Origin of the sequence: Rhizobium sp. RAF56 (assembly GCF_052113965.1) — a bacterium.
GTDB lineage: Bacteria > Pseudomonadota > Alphaproteobacteria > Rhizobiales > Rhizobiaceae > Rhizobium.
The window spans coordinates 1-17,207 of the sequence record NZ_JBFRDU010000005.1; the positions used below are offsets into that span (position 1 = coordinate 1).

Here is a 17,207-nt window from a genome sequence, read left to right on the forward strand (position 1 = left end):
CGACGAGACAACCGCCTTCCAGCAACCATCCCAATCCGCCGCCACAGTTCCATCTGAAACTCTAGAGCGAAGGACATCGTCGCCAGCAGCGCCGCCGCCCTCGTCAGTGATCGGGCTTATAGACCCTACCCCTTTTCTAAGTCAACAGCGCAGATGAAAGTTTTTTGACAATTTTATAAGTCACTGAATTTGAATATGTATTTCCGGCATCGGATTCCGATGGCGGAAATCGGGCCTTAGTCATGCCGAACCGAGGGTCGATATGCGATCTTTCCGCCTACTTCCTCACAAGACAACGCCCAAAGCCCGGTCGGCATCCGACATCGCCTATATTGCGCGCGCGCCAGCAATTGCTAGTTTGCCGCTCTGATGGCCGCCGGCCGCAACGAATGGAGCAACTGCATGCTAGTCCTCGATGAAGCCCAAACCCGCGAAGCGCTTGCCTGGCCCGCCCTGATCGACGCCATCGCCTCGATGTTCACCGGCACTTGCGTCACGCCGGTCCGGCATCATCATGAGGTGGAGGTGCCCGGCGAGGCGGCAGCGACGCTGCTTCTCATGCCTTCATGGGTGCCCGGGCAATATACAGGGGTGAAGGTGCTGACCGTCTACCCCGATAACGCCAAGCGCTCATTGCCGGCGATCTTCGGCACCTATCTTCTTTCTTCCGGCAAGACCGGCGAGATGCTCGCTGTCGTCGACGGCGGCGAGCTCACGGCGCGGCGTACCGCCGCCACCTCGGCGCTCGCCGCGCGCCACCTCGCCCGGCCCGACGCCGAGGAGCTCCTGGTCTGTGGTACCGGGCGGCTGTCGCTCAACCTGATCGAGGCGCATGCGCAGGTTCGGCCGCTCAAGCGTATTCGCGTATGGGGGCGCAATGCCGGGAACGCCGAGAAGACCGCCGCGGACGCCCGCGCGCTCGGCTTTGATGCCAAGGCCGTCGCCGATATAGAGACCGCCGCCCGCACGGCGGACATCATCTCCTGCGCGACCCTGTCGCAGGCGCCGCTGATTTGCGGCGACTGGCTGAAGCCCGGCGCGCATCTCGATCTCATCGGCGGGTTCAAGCCGGATATGCGCGAAGCCGACGACACGGCTGTGGCGCGCGCAAGCGTCTTCGTCGATACCCGCGCCGGCGCCATGAGCGAGGCCGGCGACATCGTCCAACCCCTCAAAACCGGCGTGTTGACGCCCGGGGGCATCCGCGCCGAACTCAGGGAACTCGTGGCGAAGGAGCACCCCGGCCGCCAATCCACTGAGGAGATCACCTTCTTCAAGTCGGTGGGTGCGGCGCTCGAGGATCTGGCCGGCGCCATCCTCGCCTACGAGAGCGCCCGCTCCGGACAGAAGTAAGAGATCGTGGTCAATCTTCCCGAACTACCCGTATCGCATGTGCTTGCCGAGATCTCCGAAGCGCTTGGCAAGGAACGGCGTGCGGTGCTTTCCGCGCCGCCCGGCGCCGGCAAGACGACGCTGGTGCCGCTCTACCTGCTCGACGCGCCGTGGCGTGGCGACGGGCGCGTCGTCGTGCTGGAGCCACGGAGGCTGGCGGCGCGGGCCGCGGCCGGCCGCATGGCCTCGCTGCTTGGCGAACAGGTCGGCGAGACGGTCGGCTATCGCATGCGCCTCGATAATCGCGTGTCGGCAAAAACCCGGATCGAAGTCGTGACGGAAGGTGTCTTCGCACGCATGATCCTCGACGATCCCGAGCTTTCGGGCGTGTCGGCGGTGATTTTCGACGAGTTCCACGAACGCTCGCTGGACGCCGACTTCGGTCTGGCATTGGCAATCGACGTGCAGTCGGCGCTGCGCGAGAATTTGCGCATCCTGGTGATGTCGGCCACGCTGGATGTGGCACGGGTCTCGGCCCTTCTCGATCAGCCACCGGTCATCGAGAGCATGGGACGCAGCTTTCCCGTAGACATTCGTTATCGCGACCGCCCGGGCGGCGAGCGTATCGAAGATGCGGTGACGCGCGCCATCCTCGATGCCCACGCAGAGGAAAAGGGTTCGATCCTGGCCTTTCTGCCGGGACAGGCGGAAATCACCCGCACGGCCGAGCGGCTGACGGGCCGGTTCGGACCCGAGACGGCCATAACGCCACTTTACGGCAATCTTACTCAGAAGGAGCAGGACGCGGCGATCCGGCCGGCGCCGGCCGGCACGCGCAAGATCGTGCTCGCCACCTCGATCGCCGAAACTTCGATCACCATCGACGGGGTGCGCATCATCATCGATAGCGGTCTGCAGCGTCTTCCGGTCTTCGAGGCCTCGACCGGGATTACGCGCCTGGAGACGGTGCGCGTATCCCGCGCCTCGGCCGACCAGCGCGCCGGGCGCGCCGGACGAACGGAACCGGGGATGGCGCTCCGCCTCTGGCACCAGGGTCAGACGGCGGCACTTCCCGCCTTCACACCGCCGCAGATCCTCTCGAGCGATCTGTCCGGGCTTGCTCTCGACCTTGCCCATTGGGGCGTGCAGGATCCGGCAAGCCTTGCCTTCATCGACCAGCCCCCGGCAACCACGCTTGCCGAAGCACGCGCTTTGCTTGCCCAACTCGGCGCGCTCGATCGGCAAGGCAGCCTGACGGAACGCGGGCGGCTGATGCGGGCACTTGCCCTGCCGCCAAGGCTTGCCGCCATGGTGATCGCCGCAGGCGATTTCGGCCAGGCGCGGGAAGCAGCGCTTCTGGCGGTGCTGTTGACGGAGCAGGGGCTCGGCGGCAGCTCCATCGATCTCGAAGATCGGCTGCGCCGTTTCAAGGCGGAGCGAGGCGAGCGCGCCGAGGCCGCCCGGCGGCTGGCCGGTCGGCTCGCGACGGCCGCGGGCGGAAAGGGGAAGGACGGCGGCGCGCCCGTGCTTGCCGGCCAGCTGCTGCTTCACGCCTTTCCCGACCGCATCGCCCTCCAGCGCGGGGGGCGCGGACGCTTCGTCATGGCGAACGGCCGCGGCGCGGAGATCGCCGAGACCGAACGGCTCTCAGGTTCCCCAATGCTTGTCATCGCCGACCTGACCGGGCGGGCGGCGCAGGCGCGAATTCTCTCGGCGGCGGAAATTTCGCGTGCCGACGTCGAGGCGCATCTGCCAGGCGAAATCGTCACCGAAGAGCAATGCGTCTTCGACAAGGCAAGTTGGCAGGTAAGGGCGCGGCGGGCGACCCGGCTTGGCGCCATTGTCTTCGAGGAAACGCCGTTGCCGCGTCCGGCAGGCGACGCCGTCGTCAAGGCGTTGGCGCAGGGCGTTTGCGAACTCGGGCTTGCCGTTCTGCCCTTCTCCAAGGAGGCATCGCAGTTGCGCGACCGGCTGGGCTTCCTCCAGCGCACGCTCGGCGACCCGTGGCCGGATATGGGCGAGGCAGCGCTTATGGCGCGTCTCGACGAATGGTTCGTGCCTTTCCAGGCAGATGCGCGCGGGATTGCGGACATTTCGGCAAGTGGGCTCACGAACGGACTGATGTCGCTGGTGCCGCATGAGCTGCAGCGCGATCTCGGCCGGCTGGCGCCGACGCATTTTACGGCGCCAACGGGCCAGCGACATCCGATCCAGTACGACGGCGAGGAGCCGATGCTGACCATTCGGGTTCAGGAGCTGTTCGGTCTGAAAGTGCACCCGGCCGTCGGCGGCGGGAGGCTGCCGCTGCTGCTGGAGCTCACCTCGCCCGCCCATCGGCCGATCCAGACGACGCGCGACCTGCCGGGCTTCTGGGCGGGCTCCTGGCGGGATGTGCGCGCCGACATGCGCGGCCGCTACCCACGGCATCCCTGGCCCGAAGACCCCGCCGAGGCACTCCCGACGACACGGGTAAAGCCCCGTGGTACATGACGGGCACGCGGATTCTTCGAAAGGACAGGCTTGAATGGCAGAGACGGATGTGACGCTTGAGGGCGGCCGCCAGAGCAGCCGGCGCCTGCGCCTTCAGACACTGGTTCGCCTGCGCTGGCTCGCCGTCGGGGGCCAACTGGCGACGGTGCTGATCGTTGCGTTCTGGCTCGGCTTTCCGCTGCCGCTGCTTGCCTGCGGCGTGCTGATTGCCTGCCTCGCCTGGCTCAACTTCTTCCTGACCATACGCTATCCCGCAACGCACCGGCTGGAGCCGCCCGCCGCCTTCCTGCTCCTGGCGCTCGACCTCCTGCAGCTGTCGGGACTGCTCTTCATCACCGGCGGGTTGGCCAATCCCTTCTCGGTGCTGGTCTGCGTGCCGGTCATCATTTCCTTTGCCTCGCAGCCGATCCGCTACGGCATGGCGCTGATCGGCCTCGCCATGGTCTGCATCACCGTGCTCGCACTCTCTCCCTTTGCGCTGCCCTGGTACAATGGCGTTCCGGTCAACATGCATAACGTCATGCAGCTCGGCGTCTGGTGCGCGATCGCCTCGACCATGGCGTTCGCCGCCTTTTATGCCTATCGCGTGTCGATGGAGGCGAGCCAGCTTGCCGAGGCGCTGGCTGCGACCGAGCTCGTATTACTGAGAGAAAAGCACCTTTCCCAGCTGGATGGGTTGGCCGCCGCGGCCGCCCATGAACTCGGCACACCCTTGGCGACCATCAGCGTTGTTGCCAAGGAAATGGAGCGTGAGCTCGGGCACGACGAGCGCTACCGCGAGGATGTGGCACTGCTCAGAAGCCAGAGCGAGCGCTGCCGTGACATCCTTCGACGACTGACGACGCTCTCCTCGGAGGGTGAGATACACATGAGCCGGCTGTCGCTCTCCTCGATGATGGAGGAAATCATCGCGCCGCATCGGGAATTCGGCATCGTGGTGGACTTGATCGAAAAGGCACCGCGCGCCGGCGAACCGGTGCTCAGCCGAAATGCCGGCATCATGTACGGTCTCGGCAACCTCATCGAAAACGCCGTGGACTATGCCCGGGAGAAGGTGACCGTCACCGTGGAGTTCGACCCTGCGACGCTGGTGATCACCATCGAGGACGACGGCAGCGGCTATTCGCCGGACATTCTGACGCGAATCGGTGAGCCCTACGTTACGGCCCGCCAGAAGGAAGACACAGCCGGCGGCCTCGGGCTTGGCCTCTTCATCGCCAAGACGCTGCTCGAGCGATCCGGCGCGACGCTTGCCTTCGCAAACCGCGATCCGGGCACGCCGGGCGCTCGCATCCGTATCGAATGGCCGCGCATGCTGATCGACAGCAATTCGACAAAATGAATTTCCGCGCATAAAACGGTCCCGACCAGTCAGAACGAGGGGCGGCCCACCGCAGGGATTGAACAGAATGATGGAAAAAGACCATGCCCCCGCCGGGGACGCCAACCCCGGTGCTCATGCCGACGATCATATCGGCCCAGACCCCAGCCTTTTGATCGTCGATGACGACGGTCCGTTCCTGCGGCGCCTGGCACGCGCCATGGAATTGCGTGGCTTTGCCGTCGATACGGCCGAGTCGGTCGCGGAAGGCGTCGCCAAGTCCAAAGCCAGGCCGCCGAAATATGCCGTGGTCGATCTCAGGCTCGGCGACGGCAACGGTCTCGACGTCATCGAGGCGATCCGCCAGCGCCGTGACGACACGCGCATCATCGTGCTTACGGGATACGGCAACATCGCAACGGCAGTGACGGCCGTGAAGCTCGGCGCGCTCGACTACCTCGCCAAGCCCGCCGACGCGGACGACGTCTATTCCGCGCTCACGCAGCGTCCTGGCGAGAAAGCGGAAGTTCCCGAGAATCCGATGTCTGCGGATCGCGTCCGCTGGGAACATATCCAGCGCGTCTACGAGATGTGCGAGCGGAACGTGTCGGAAACAGCAAGGCGCTTGAATATGCATCGCCGCACCCTGCAGCGTATCCTAGCCAAGCGCGCGCCGAAATAATGCCGGGCGCTATTCGATGGGAAGCGGCTTTCCCGTCGCCCATTCCGCCAGTAGCAGTCGCTGGGCGGCGATGCGGGAGAAGGAAAGCGTCACGGATTTGCGCGTCGCCGGCGGCAGGCGGTGTTCCGGTGCCTCGCGGATCATGTGAGCGCCATAGCCGTCGGAGAGGATCAGTCCGCAATCTTCAGGGAAAATGTCGAGCGGCACATCCTTGTGGGTGGCGAAAAACAGCCGGTCGCAATGCCGCCGGTAGTCCGGCCATTTGCGGTCGACGCGAAAATCCTCGATAGACGACTTGATTTCAACGATCCAGATCTCACCTTTGTCGGTGAGGGTTATCAGATCGGCGCGACGGCCGCTGGCGAGCGGCAATTCCGGTAGAACGGCATGGCGCATTTCGTGCAGCAGCTTCTGGACGCCTTTGCGCACCAGCATCGCCCTTTCGGACTGACGGCCGTCTATTAGCGGATTATTGTTGTAGAGGCTTAATATCGTCATGAGTTACCGTGGGGACAGGGCAAGCATTGTTGCAAAAAAACCATTCGGGCTTATATTGCACCGCAACGGGTCTTTGCTGCCATAGAGCCGCTTGCAATGCCGAGTTTAATCGCAAATAAACCGTTCGCAAAGATGGTTAGACAACCGCTTTCTCCCGACCCAAACATTAAGAGACGTCCATGCGTATCCGCAATGCAATGACTGTGTTCGGCCTTGTCGTGACGCTGGCAGCGACCAGCTACTCTGCGACGGCCGCCGGCGCCCAGCTCAGCTCCGCCTCATCTGCGAAGCCTCTGCAGACTTTCGACGACGCCTACGGCGTGACACCGGATGCGGGCTTCTCGCTGCCGGCGATCCCGATCCAGAGGGTGAAGCCGGAGTTCCGCCGCCAGATCGTCAGCTACCAGTCCGACGAGCGCCCCGGCACGATCATCGTCAACACGCGCGAACGTCATCTCTACTACGTGCTCGGCAACAATGAGGCCGTTCGTTACGGCATCGGCGTCGGCAAGCAGGGCTTTGCCTGGGCGGGCACGGCCTATGTCGCCTGGAAGCAGGAATGGCCGACGTGGCACCCACCGAAGGAAATGGCTGTCCGCCGTCCGGAAATCGCGAGATACGTCGATGACGGCATGGGCCCGGGCCTTGAAAACCCGCTCGGCGCGCGCGCGATGTATCTCTACAACGACAAGGGCGAGGATACGCTCTTCAGATTGCACGGCACGCCGGAGTGGTCTTCGATCGGTACGGCGGCTTCCTCGGGCTGCATCCGTCTCATGAATCAGGACGTGATCGACCTCTATAGCCGTGTCCAGCCGGGCCACAGCACCAAGGTCATCGTCATTCAGTAAAGTCTTGGGCAAGCCCAACGACAAGGCCGCCGGCGGAAACGCTCGGCGGCCTTTTTCGTTCTGCGAGATATCTCGCTGGGGGCTGCCTCAGGCCGTGGGCCGCGCCTTCAATTCCCGGCGGCGGCGGTGGAGTACGGGCTCGGTATAGCCATTCGGCTGCTCGCGACCCTGCAGCACCAGTTCGAGCGCCGCCTGGAAGGCGATCGAGTTGTCGAAATTGACCGCCATCGGCACATAGAGCGGATCGTCGGCGTTCTGGCGGTCGACGACGGCCGCCATGCGCTTCATCGTCTCGATGACCTGCGCCTCGGTAGCGACCTTGTGGAACAGCCAGTTGGCCATGTGCTGCGCGGAGATGCGCAAGGTCGCGCGGTCCTCCATCAGGCCGATATTGTTGATGTCGGGAACCTTCGAGCAGCCGACGCCATGGTCGACCCAACGCACGACATAGCCGAGGATCCCTTGCGCGTTGTTGTCAAGCTCGCGCTGGATTTCCGCAGGCGTCCAGTTCGGCCGGGTCGCGACGGGCACCGACAGAATGTCGGAAAGCTTCGCACGTGCGCGATCCTTGAGACCCTGCTGCACGCGCGCGACGTTGATGCGGTGATAATGCGTCGCGTGCAGCGTCGCCGCCGTCGGCGACGGCACCCAGGCGGTGTTGGCGCCGGCTTTCAGATGCGCGATCTTCTGCTCCAGCATGGCCGCCATCAGGTCGGGCATGGCCCACATGCCCTTGCCGATCTGGGCATGCCCGGCGAGGCCGCATTCGAGCCCGATATCGACGTTCCAGTTTTCATAGGCGGCGATCCAGGCGGCCTGCTTCATGTCGCCCTTGCGGATCATCGGTCCCGCTTCCATTGAGGTATGGATCTCGTCGCCGGTGCGGTCGAGGAAGCCGGTATTGATGAAGACGACGCGCTCGCGCGCGGCACGGATGCATTCCTTGAGGTTGACCGTGGTGCGGCGCTCCTCGTCCATGATGCCCATTTTCATGGTATTGCGCGCCATGCCGAGCAGCTCTTCGACGCGTGAGAAGATTTCGACGGCGAATGCCACCTCCTCCGGCCCATGCATCTTCGGCTTGACGACATACATTGAACCCATGCGCGAATTCTTGGCGCGGCCGTTCGGCCCGATATCGTAGAGCGCGATCAGGCCGGTGACGACAGCATCCATGATACCTTCGGGCACTTCGTTGCCGTCCCTGTCGAGGATCGCCGGATTGGTCATCAGGTGGCCGACGTTGCGCACCAGCATCAGCGAGCGTCCGTGCAGTTCAAAGCTCGAACCGTTCGGCGCCTTGTATACGGGGTCGGGGTTCAGGCTGCGCGTGAAGGTCTTGCCGCCCTTGGCGACCTCTTCGGTCAGATCGCCTTTCATCAGCCCGAGCCAGTTGCGATAGACCGTCACCTTGTCTTCCGCATCGACCGCCGCGATCGAATCCTCGCAGTCCATGATGGCGGTGATCGCGGACTCCAGGCGGACGTCGGAAATGCCGGCGGGGTCGGATTTGCCGATCTCGGTCGTCTGGTCGATGACGATCTCTATGTGAATGCCGTTGTTCTTAAGAAGGACGTGCGTCGGTGCGGCAGGCTCGCCGCGATAGCCGGCAAAATGGCCCTGATCCGCAAGAGCGACATGCTCGCCGTCCGTTGCCGTCAGCCACAGCGCCCCGTCCTTGACTGTCAGGCCGGCGATATCCGCCCATGTCGCCTCGACGAGCGGGACGGCGGTGTCGAGAAAATCGCGAACCCAGGCAATGACCTTTTCGCCACGCTTCGGATTGTAGCTCCTACCCTTCTCGGCGCCATCCTCCTCGGAAATCGCGTCCGTACCGTAGAGCGCATCGTAGAGCGAGCCCCAGCGAGCATTGGCGGCGTTTAGCGCATAGCGTGCGTTCATGACGGGCACGACGAGTTGAGGGCCTGCTATCGTCGCTATCTCCGCATCGACGCCGGAGGTCGAGACCGCGAAGTCCGACCCTTCCGGCACGATGTAACCGATATCACGCAGGAACGCCTCGTAGTCCTCGATGTCCGAAGGCGCACCGTTCTTGCGGTACCAGTCGTCGATCACGGCTTGCAGCGTGTCGCGCTTGGCGAGCAGCGTGCGATTTTTCGGCGCCAGCTCATGCACGATCGCGGAAAAACCCGCGAAGAACCGGTCCGCGTCGATACCGGTCCCCGGCAACGCCTCGCGGATCAGAAAGTCGTGCAGCGTCGCGTCGATGGCGAGCCCGTTCCTATCAATGCGCGTCATGAAATTCTCCCTTCATTGCCGCTGTCGGCCAGCGCATAACCTTCTCGAATCGGACGTGATTTAGAAGAAGATCATACGCAGATCAAAGCACTCGTCACGCTGCCACTTTGAGGCCATTCGGTGCACAGCCAATTTGGCGATAGTCGGAAAGATTTTCGCCATTATGGAAACAATCAGTCGACGGCGATACGCGGCCGGCCGCTGGCAGTGGCGACGAAACGTGCCTCGACAAGCTTGCGATTGCCCTCGATCTCCGGTGCGTCGATCTGTTCCTCTAGGGAAACCACCGGATCGTCGGCGCCGTTCAGACGCGCATGCTCGACGGCCGCAGCCGTAGCGCGGCTGCGGGCGGCCATGAAACACTCCACCTCGCCGATGAAACGCTGCGGCTCGCCGACACCGCTCAGCACATAGATGCCGTCCTCCGGCATGGTGACGAAAACGGTCGCGACGGCGCGCACGCGGCCGACCACCGCGCCGACCGCATTGGCTACGTCGGCATCGGCGGGGATGGCGCTTTCGCTTGAGAGCATGTCGGCGATCGCCGGATAATAGACCGATGCCGATGCCCCAAGGCCTACCAGCGGCCGGTCGAGCGAGACGGCAAAGCGCACGATGCCCGGCGCCCGCGTCAGCGCCCGCCCGACGGCCGCGGATTTCGACGGGTCGATTTCGCTTGCGCCGTCGTCGGCAAGGCAAGCGGCCAAGATGACGTCGGCGGACTGGCGCGTCAGCCTGGCAACGATCTTTTGCGCCAGCTCCTCGATCGTCGTCGCGATCGGTTTCGCAGATCCGTCCTTGATGCGCATCGCAAGCTGCAGGCCGAGCCGCGCCGCTTCGGCGTTCCACTGTCCTTGGCCACCAAGCGCGTGCATGGCATCGGAAGGCGTCAGCCCGCAAAGATGCACGAGGCCGCGCGCGACCAAACGGTCGAGCGTCGCCCTCTGCGGTGTCGTCGTCAGAAGCTGGTCGAGGGCTGACGGCACGGCGCCGATCCTTTCGAACAACGCCTGCTCTTGCGGCGTCAGGCCGCTCGCCAGATGATCGGGAACGCCGGTGCGCACGGCAAAACGGCCGTCGTGGCGCCCGAGGTGCCGCGCCCGTAGCTGTCGTTCGAGAACGGGAAGTATCGCCTCGGGGTGCGAATGCGCGGCAAGGCTGAGCGGCAGCAACCGGCGAGGCCCGAGTTCGAAAGCGGCGGTCAGGCCGCGCTCGTTGATCTTCACCTCGGAATCGCCGCCAAGCCCGTAGGTCCGCATCGCGACCGCTTCGACCATCGTACGAAAACCGCCGACGACTGCGCCGTCCGCATCCAGCCGCGGGCTGCCATTATCCAGAACCGCGACGTCCGTCGTCGTGCCGCCGATGTCGGAGACCACCGCGTTGTCGAGGCCAGTGAGATAGCGAGCGCCGACGAGGCTTGCCGCCGGACCGGAAAGGATCGTTTCGATCGGCCTCAGCTTCGCTTCCGTCGCCGAGACCAGAGCGCCATCGCCCCGCACCACCATCATCGGCGCCGTGATGCCGCGCGCTTCGAGAAAGCCCTCGCACGCGCCGACCAGCCGATCGATCATCGAAACGAGCCGGGCGTTCAAAAGCGTCGTCAGCGCCCGGCGCGGGCCGCCGAGTTTCGAAGAGAGCTCATGGCTGCAGGTGACGGGCAGGTGCGAGATGTCGCGAATGCAGTCGCGGACGCGGATCTCGTGAGCGGGATTGCGCACAGCGAAGTAGCCGGCCACAGCGAAGGACGACACACTCTTCGCAAGCTCGGGAAGCGCTGCCTCCAGCGCCGAAAGATCGAGCGGCTGTTCCTTGCCGTGCACGTCGTGGCCGCCGGGCAGGAAGATCACCGGATCGGAGCCGAGCGCGTCCGACAGCCCGTCGCGCTTCAGGTCTTCGGGGCCGAAACCGATCATCACGAGACCGGCCCGGCCGCCCTGCCCTTCCACCAGCGCGTTGGTCGCAAGCGTCGTCGACAGCGAGACCAGACGGATCGCCGAAAGCTCCGCACCTGCCTTGGCAATCACCGCGTCCACCGCTCCCGCGATGCCGATCGCCAGATCGTGGCGCGTAGTCAGCGATTTTGCCTTGGCAAGAACGCCGTCGGTTTCATGGAAAAGAACCGCATCGGTATAGGTGCCACCTGTGTCGATGCCGAGCAAAAGATGCGAAGTCACGCGCGTGTCGAAGTCCCTGCGGCGGAAAGTGGCCTTCTTATGCATTGTTCCGACGGCGGGCGCCACACTCTATTGCGGCATCGGCCGCCGGTTTACCCGTTAACACCAGATGCGCAGCTACACTCCACGCCGCGCGACGCGCATCGGCAGGCCGCCCTGTGGCTGTGTCGTCAATTTCTGCACGGGCCACGGGTTGGTCTTCGACGTTAGGTCGAAGCGGTAGTCGCGCATCAGGACGCCGAGCGCGATCACCGCCTCCTGCAGGGCGAAGGTCGCGCCGATGCAGACGCGCGGGCCGGCACCGAAGGGCAAATACTGGAATCGATTGATGCGGCTCCGGTTCTCCGGCAGGAAGCGCTCCGGCATGAAGGCGCGCGGCCGGTCCCAATAGAGCGCATGGCGGTGCAGCGTCCAGGGCATGATGAGAACGGTGATGCCGGCGGGGATCTCGACATATTCGCCGGAGGGGCTGATCCAGGAATCATCGGCGATCGCCGCCCGGTTGATCGACGGCGCGGGCGGATAAAGGCGCATCGCCTCCTCGAACGCCGCCCGCACGTATGGCATCCGGTCCAGCCATTCGACTGGCGGGGCGGTCGGCACCACCCGGTCGATTTCCTCTTCCATGGCGGCGCGGATATGCGGCACGTTCGCGACGCAATAGAGCGTCCAGGCAAGCGCCCGGGCGGTCGTTTCATGACCGGCGCCGATGAAGGTCAGGATATTGTCCTCGATCTCCTCCATGGTGAGGCCTTCGGGGCCCGCCTGCTCGAGCAGAAGCGTCAGGAAATCGTCCGGTGCCGCGGCGCGATCCGTCCGCATCTTCTCAAGGCGTGCATTCATCGTGTCGCGAACGATGCCGCGAAACTTGTCGAGCACTTTCTGGCCGCCGATGCGCGTCAGCCGCGGGACCCAGGAAGGAGCGCGCAAGAGATCCATGGGATCGACACGGCCCATGCGGTGCAGGAGCTGATTGACGTCGTCGGCGAAGTGACCGCTGGAGGAGACGATCTCGCCGGAAAACAGCGTCTCGGCGAGGATTGCGAAGGTCAGCTCCGTCATGTCGACGGCGATGTCGAAAACCTCTCCCGTCGGTCCTGCACCGGCATATTTCTTGGCGTAGTCCTCGCTTTGGCGCAGCATCTGGCCCGCGAAACCCTGGGCATGGCGCGGCGTGAAAACCGGGGCGAGGGCCTTGCGCGAGCGCTTCCATACCGGCCCCTCGGCTGTCAGCAGCCCATCGCGCAGGATCGGCCGGAGCACCAGTTGGCGGATGTCCGACATGCGGTAGTTTGCGGCATTGTCGACCAGCACATGCTTGATCATGCCGGGATCGTTGACGATCAGCGTTCGCTCACTAAAGAAGCGGGTGGCGATCCACGGCAGCGTATAGGAAGGCTCGCCCCAAAGTTCGAGTGGATTGCGGAGGATGGTGCGGATGATCTGCAGCCGCGACGGCGGTTTGTTGCGCGGGATGGGCGCAGGCGGCGAAAACGGTTCGGGGATCATATCCATGCCAGCGCTTTCCTTGCCCCCGCGCCCCCGCTACTCAATCGGAAACTAGAGCAGCGACTTCAGGTCGTCCAGCTTGTCGTTGATCAGCCAGCCGTAATAGTTTTCCTCCGGCCACACGGTCTGACCAGAGCTGCGGTTCCTCGCGGCAAGCGCGGCGGCGCGCTGGCGCGAATTGCCGACATTGTAGAGCGTCGCAGTCAGGCCCGGATTGTTAGAAATATCCATGCCTGCGATCGAGCGGTAGTCGTCGATCGATTTGCGGATCGATGCCGCGACGAAGGCAAGCGACATGTCCGGATCCATGATGGCGTTATAGACATCCGCCGCCTTGTGCTCGTCGAGTTTCGCAACGCCGGAGGTGCTTGCCACCAGATCCGACAGCATCAATGCCGTCAGCGGGTTGACCTGGCCGAGCCCGAAGGTCTGGCCGGCATAGAAGGGCTGGAAGAAGACGGCGCTGAAACGGTTGTTGGGAAAAGATTTTCCATCAACGGTCCGGCCCCGGAAGGCGCTGTCCCAGACGTCCTCACGGCAGGTCCAGAGACTGTAGGAATCGCTTTTGGCCGCGCAGGCTGAAAATTGCGGCCGGGCGACGAAGTCGGCGATACTTTCGCCGTCATAGGCGAAACGAAAGCTCGATCCCGCATAGGACGCGGCCTTGACGTAATAGGACTGCAGGCCGTCATAAGCATCGACATTGTAGGTATGCTCGCCGACCAGCGCGCCGATGACATGGATAGGCTCGATGCCGTAGGCGCGCGATATCGACTTTATCTTCGACATTAGCTTGGTGTCGGTCGCGAGCAACGCGCGCACCTTCTGATATTTCCGCTCGAAAGTGGAGTTCGTACCCTTTGTCCGGCGCACGGAAGCGCCCGGGATCGCCGGCTGCTCGGCGTTGCGATTGCCGGGCGGCACCACGAGAACGCTCGCGGCCCGTGCGGGTATCCAGGCAAGGCTCAGAACGGCCACGAGAAGGGAAATCAGAATGCGTCGCACGTTCGGCAGTCCCGCAAGAGGGTTCATCGGTTGTTCGTTCTTATCGCAATCTCGAGGGAAGAACGCCTCGCGCTTTTCCTGAAATTGCACCAGAGCGGTTGCCCTGTACCACAATCTTGACCGAATGATGCCGGGCGGCGCTTTGATATGGAAACGGGCCCTCCCATAAAAGGAAGAGGGCCCGCTGTCGAGAGGCGACGCTATCGCGCGGCAATCGATCCCACCGATCGCCTCAGAGAATGAAGCGCGACAGGTCGGTGTTGTTGGCGAGATCGCCGACATGCTGGCGTACATAGGCGGCGTCGATATTCACGGTCTGGCCGCCGCGGTCCGGCGCGTCGTAGGAAATCTCGTCCAGCACCCGTTCCATGACGGTCTGCAAGCGGCGGGCGCCGATGTTCTCCACCGTCGAGTTGAGATGAACGGCGACTTCGGCCAGAGCGTCGATGGCATCGTCGGTGAAATCGAGGGTCAAGCCTTCCGTTTCCATCAGCGCCTTGTACTGGCGGATCAGGCTCGCTTCGGTTTCCGTCAGGATGCGCCGGAAATCTTCCTTCGTGAGCGGCTTCAGTTCGACGCGGATCGGCAGGCGACCCTGCAGTTCGGGCAGCAGATCGGACGGCTTGGCGACATGGAAGGCGCCGGAGGCGATGAATAGGATGTGATCCGTCTTCACGGGGCCGTACTTGGTCGACACGGTCGTGCCTTCGACGAGCGGCAGCAGGTCGCGCTGCACGCCCTCGCGGGAGACACCGGCGCCCATGCCGCCATCGCGTGCGGCAATCTTGTCGATCTCATCGAGAAAGACGATGCCGTCATTTTCGGCCGCACGCACCGCTTCCCGGGTAATCGCCTCGTTGTCGATCAGTTTGTCGGATTCGTCGCGGATCAGCTCGGCATAGGATTCCTTGACCGAGGTGCGGACCTTCTTGGTACGACCGCCCATGGCTTTGCCGAACATCTCCGACAGGTTCAGCAGGCCGATATTGGCGCCGGGCATGCCGGGAATCTCGAAGCCCGGCATGCCGGAGCCGGCATCGGCCACTTCGATATCGATCTCCTTGTCGTCCAGCTCGCCGTTGCGGAGCTTCTTGCGGAAGCTGTCGCGGGTCGCCGGCGAGGAGGTGGAGCCGACCAGCGCGTCGAGCACGCGTTCCTCGGCGCTCATATGCGCTTTGGCCTGCACCTCGGCGCGCTTCTTCTCCCGCACCAGGCCGATGCCGACCTCGACAAGGTCGCGAATGATCTGCTCGACGTCGCGGCCGACATAGCCGACTTCGGTGAATTTCGTCGCTTCGACCTTGATGAACGGCGCGCCCGCAAGCTTGGCGAGACGGCGGGAGATTTCCGTCTTGCCGACGCCGGTCGGACCGATCATCAGGATGTTCTTCGGCATGACTTCGTCGCGCAGATCGGGCTGCAGCTGATGGCGGCGCCAGCGGTTGCGCAGCGCAATCGCGACCGCCCGCTTGGCCTCATGCTGGCCGATGATGTAGCGGTCGAGTTCCGAAACGATCTCTCTGGGGGAGAAGGTGGTCATTGTATATTCTCCTGGCGGTCCAGGGCCATGAGCAGCGCCCGACCGTAATTCGTAGTTGTTTCGCCAAGTCCTGGAAAGCCCGTCTTGCAACGGGCGCCCTTATTGGGAGCCCATTGTTCGGATAGGAAGCGGCAAGTCGGCTGCTGTAGCATCGCGAAAGGCGTTGCCTGTCATTCCGCGTCCAGCGTTTCGATCACCACGTTGTGATTGGTGTAGACGCAGATATCGGCGGCGATGTCGAGCGCGCGGCGGGCGACCTCTTCGGCGGATTTATCCGTGTCCATCAGGGCGAGGGCAGCCGCCAGCGCGAAGTTGCCGCCAGAGCCGATCGCCATGGCGCCATGTTCCGGCTCCAGCACGTCGCCGTTGCCGGTGATCGCCAGCGTCACCGACTTGTCGGCGACTATCATCATCGCTTCGAGATTGCGCAAGTATTTGTCTGTGCGCCAATCCTTGGCAAGCTCGACGGCCGCGCGCATCAGTTGCCCCGGATACTGCTCCAGCTTCTTTTCCAGGCGTTCGAGCAGGGTGAAGGCGTCGGCGGTGGCGCCGGCGAAGCCGGCGATCACGTCGCCCTTGCCGATACGGCGGACCTTGCGGGCATTGCCCTTCATCACCGTCTGGCCGAGGCTGACCTGGCCATCTCCCGCCAGCACCACCTTGCCACCCTTTCGAACAGTCACAATTGTTGTCATGAAACACCTTTAGGCCCGTTGCGGGCGTTCGCTTGGGACCACTCGCCGGTCCCGTTGTGCCCTATGTAAGAGGGCTTTGGCCGATTGCAAATGCCACGCTCTCTCAATTCCGTGCACGCTCGCCCGGTCGTCAGGCAGCATCGTGCTCTAACTTCTGGATATTTCCGCAAGTGCCTGATAAGGGACAGCCATATTCCGATGGAGCAGGCCATGGCAGAGACCGCAACAAGCCGTACGGCAACCGTTTCCCGCAAGACCAACGAGACGTCCGTCTCCGTGACCGTCGACCTCGACGGTGCCGGCAAGTCGACGATTTCGACGGGCGTCGGCTTTTTCGACCATATGCTGGAACAGCTGTCGCGGCATTCGCTGATCGACATGGAGATCAAGACCGAGGGCGATCTGCACATCGACGATCATCACACAGTCGAAGATACCGGCATCGCTATCGGCCAGGCTCTCGCCAAGGCGCTCGGCGACCGGCGCGGTATTGCCCGCTACGCCTCGATCGACCTTGCCATGGACGAAACCATGACGAAGGCGGCGGTGGACCTTTCCGGCCGGCCGTTCCTCGTCTGGAACGTTGCCTTCAGCGCGCCGAAGATCGGCAGCTTCGACACCGAACTGGTGCGCGAGTTCTTCCAGGCTCTGGCGCAGAATGCCGGCATCACCCTGCATATCCTCAATCACTATGGCGCAAACAACCACCATATTGCCGAGACATGCTTCAAGGCCGTTGCGCGCGCGCTTCGCGCGGCGACCGAGATCGATCCGCGGCAGGCAGGCCGCGTCCCCTCGACCAAGGGCACGCTCGCATAAGCAGCGGATCCCGATCATGAGGAGCGACC

At 63.7% G+C, this 17,207-nt stretch carries 13 protein-coding genes; 6 read left to right on the forward strand and 7 right to left on the reverse strand.

Annotation, left to right across the window (positions count from 1 at the left end; translation table 11 throughout):
- The first annotated feature begins 402 nt into the window (after positions 1-402).
- From AB4048_RS05450 to AB4048_RS05465, 4 genes are all read left to right on the forward strand, one after another.
- Entirely contained in the window at positions 403-1,353 is a 951-nt protein-coding gene (locus tag AB4048_RS05450) for an ornithine cyclodeaminase family protein (RefSeq protein WP_442200907.1), read from the forward strand.
- Between the two features lie 3 nt (positions 1,354-1,356).
- A complete protein-coding gene (gene hrpB, locus AB4048_RS05455) occupies positions 1,357-3,822 on the forward strand; it encodes an ATP-dependent helicase HrpB (protein ID WP_442201084.1) in 2,466 nt (821 codons plus the stop codon).
- 34 nt (positions 3,823-3,856) lie between these two features.
- Positions 3,857-5,164 (forward strand): ActS/PrrB/RegB family redox-sensitive histidine kinase, encoded by a 1,308-nt coding sequence (locus AB4048_RS05460; protein ID WP_442200908.1) that lies wholly within the window; start codon positions 3,857-3,859, stop codon positions 5,162-5,164.
- A 67-nt stretch (positions 5,165-5,231) separates the two neighbouring features.
- A complete protein-coding gene (locus AB4048_RS05465; protein ID WP_442200909.1) occupies positions 5,232-5,825 on the forward strand; it encodes an ActR/PrrA/RegA family redox response regulator transcription factor in 594 nt (197 codons plus the stop codon).
- Between the two features lie 9 nt (positions 5,826-5,834).
- On the opposite strand, the gene AB4048_RS05470 is transcribed toward AB4048_RS05465, so the two are convergent.
- The gene (locus AB4048_RS05470; RefSeq protein ID WP_442200910.1) at positions 5,835-6,323 is read right to left on the reverse strand and encodes an MmcB family DNA repair protein; all 489 of its coding nucleotides are present in this window, start codon (positions 6,321-6,323) and stop codon (positions 5,835-5,837) included.
- Positions 6,324-6,502: 179 nt separating this feature from the next.
- Here AB4048_RS05470 and AB4048_RS05475 point away from each other — a divergent pair, with 179 nt between their 5' ends.
- Positions 6,503-7,174 (forward strand): L,D-transpeptidase, encoded by a 672-nt coding sequence (locus tag AB4048_RS05475; RefSeq protein ID WP_442200911.1) that lies wholly within the window; start codon positions 6,503-6,505, stop codon positions 7,172-7,174.
- An 87-nt stretch (positions 7,175-7,261) separates the two neighbouring features.
- On the opposite strand, the gene AB4048_RS05480 is transcribed toward AB4048_RS05475, so the two are convergent.
- The 6 genes from AB4048_RS05480 to hslV form a co-directional block, all read right to left on the reverse strand.
- Positions 7,262-9,433, reverse strand: coding sequence for a malate synthase G (locus tag AB4048_RS05480; protein WP_442200912.1), 2,172 nt, complete (start codon positions 9,431-9,433; stop codon positions 7,262-7,264).
- Positions 9,434-9,606: 173 nt separating this feature from the next.
- Positions 9,607-11,610: a hydantoinase/oxoprolinase N-terminal domain-containing protein gene (locus AB4048_RS05485; RefSeq protein WP_442200913.1), complete on the reverse strand. Its 2,004-nt coding sequence runs from the start codon at positions 11,608-11,610 to the stop codon at positions 9,607-9,609.
- 117 nt (positions 11,611-11,727) lie between these two features.
- On the reverse strand, positions 11,728-13,125 hold the full coding sequence (locus AB4048_RS05490) for a cytochrome P450 (protein ID WP_442200914.1): 1,398 nt from the start codon (positions 13,123-13,125) through the stop codon (positions 11,728-11,730).
- Between the two features lie 45 nt (positions 13,126-13,170).
- The gene (locus tag AB4048_RS05495) at positions 13,171-14,124 is read right to left on the reverse strand and encodes a DUF1402 family protein (RefSeq protein ID WP_442201085.1); all 954 of its coding nucleotides are present in this window, start codon (positions 14,122-14,124) and stop codon (positions 13,171-13,173) included.
- Positions 14,125-14,356: 232 nt separating this feature from the next.
- The gene (gene hslU / locus AB4048_RS05500; protein WP_442200915.1) at positions 14,357-15,664 is read right to left on the reverse strand and encodes an ATP-dependent protease ATPase subunit HslU; all 1,308 of its coding nucleotides are present in this window, start codon (positions 15,662-15,664) and stop codon (positions 14,357-14,359) included.
- A 170-nt stretch (positions 15,665-15,834) separates the two neighbouring features.
- Positions 15,835-16,359, reverse strand: coding sequence for an ATP-dependent protease subunit HslV (gene hslV, locus AB4048_RS05505; protein ID WP_442200916.1), 525 nt, complete (start codon positions 16,357-16,359; stop codon positions 15,835-15,837).
- 210 nt (positions 16,360-16,569) lie between these two features.
- On the opposite strand from hslV, the gene hisB reads away from it, so the two are divergent.
- Complete coding sequence (hisB, locus tag AB4048_RS05510; RefSeq protein ID WP_442200917.1) at positions 16,570-17,178, forward strand: imidazoleglycerol-phosphate dehydratase HisB; 609 nt, start codon at positions 16,570-16,572, stop codon at positions 17,176-17,178.
- Positions 17,179-17,207 lie beyond the last annotated feature (29 nt).

Coding starts and splice junctions, on each gene's coding strand:
- AB4048_RS05450 (WP_442200907.1), top strand. CDS start 403: ATGCTAGTCCTCGATGAAGCCCAAACCCGCGAAGCGCTTGCCTGGCCC.
- AB4048_RS05460 (WP_442200908.1), top strand. CDS start 3,857: ATGGCAGAGACGGATGTGACGCTTGAGGGCGGCCGCCAGAGCAGCCGG.
- AB4048_RS05465 (WP_442200909.1), top strand. CDS start 5,232: ATGATGGAAAAAGACCATGCCCCCGCCGGGGACGCCAACCCCGGTGCT.
- AB4048_RS05470 (WP_442200910.1), bottom strand. CDS start 6,323: ATGACGATATTAAGCCTCTACAACAATAATCCGCTAATAGACGGCCGT.
- AB4048_RS05475 (WP_442200911.1), top strand. CDS start 6,503: ATGCGTATCCGCAATGCAATGACTGTGTTCGGCCTTGTCGTGACGCTG.
- AB4048_RS05480 (WP_442200912.1), bottom strand. CDS start 9,433: ATGACGCGCATTGATAGGAACGGGCTCGCCATCGACGCGACGCTGCAC.
- AB4048_RS05490 (WP_442200914.1), bottom strand. CDS start 13,125: ATGGATATGATCCCCGAACCGTTTTCGCCGCCTGCGCCCATCCCGCGC.
- hslU (WP_442200915.1), bottom strand. CDS start 15,664: ATGACCACCTTCTCCCCCAGAGAGATCGTTTCGGAACTCGACCGCTAC.
- hslV (WP_442200916.1), bottom strand. CDS start 16,359: ATGACAACAATTGTGACTGTTCGAAAGGGTGGCAAGGTGGTGCTGGCG.
- hisB (WP_442200917.1), top strand. CDS start 16,570: ATGGCAGAGACCGCAACAAGCCGTACGGCAACCGTTTCCCGCAAGACC.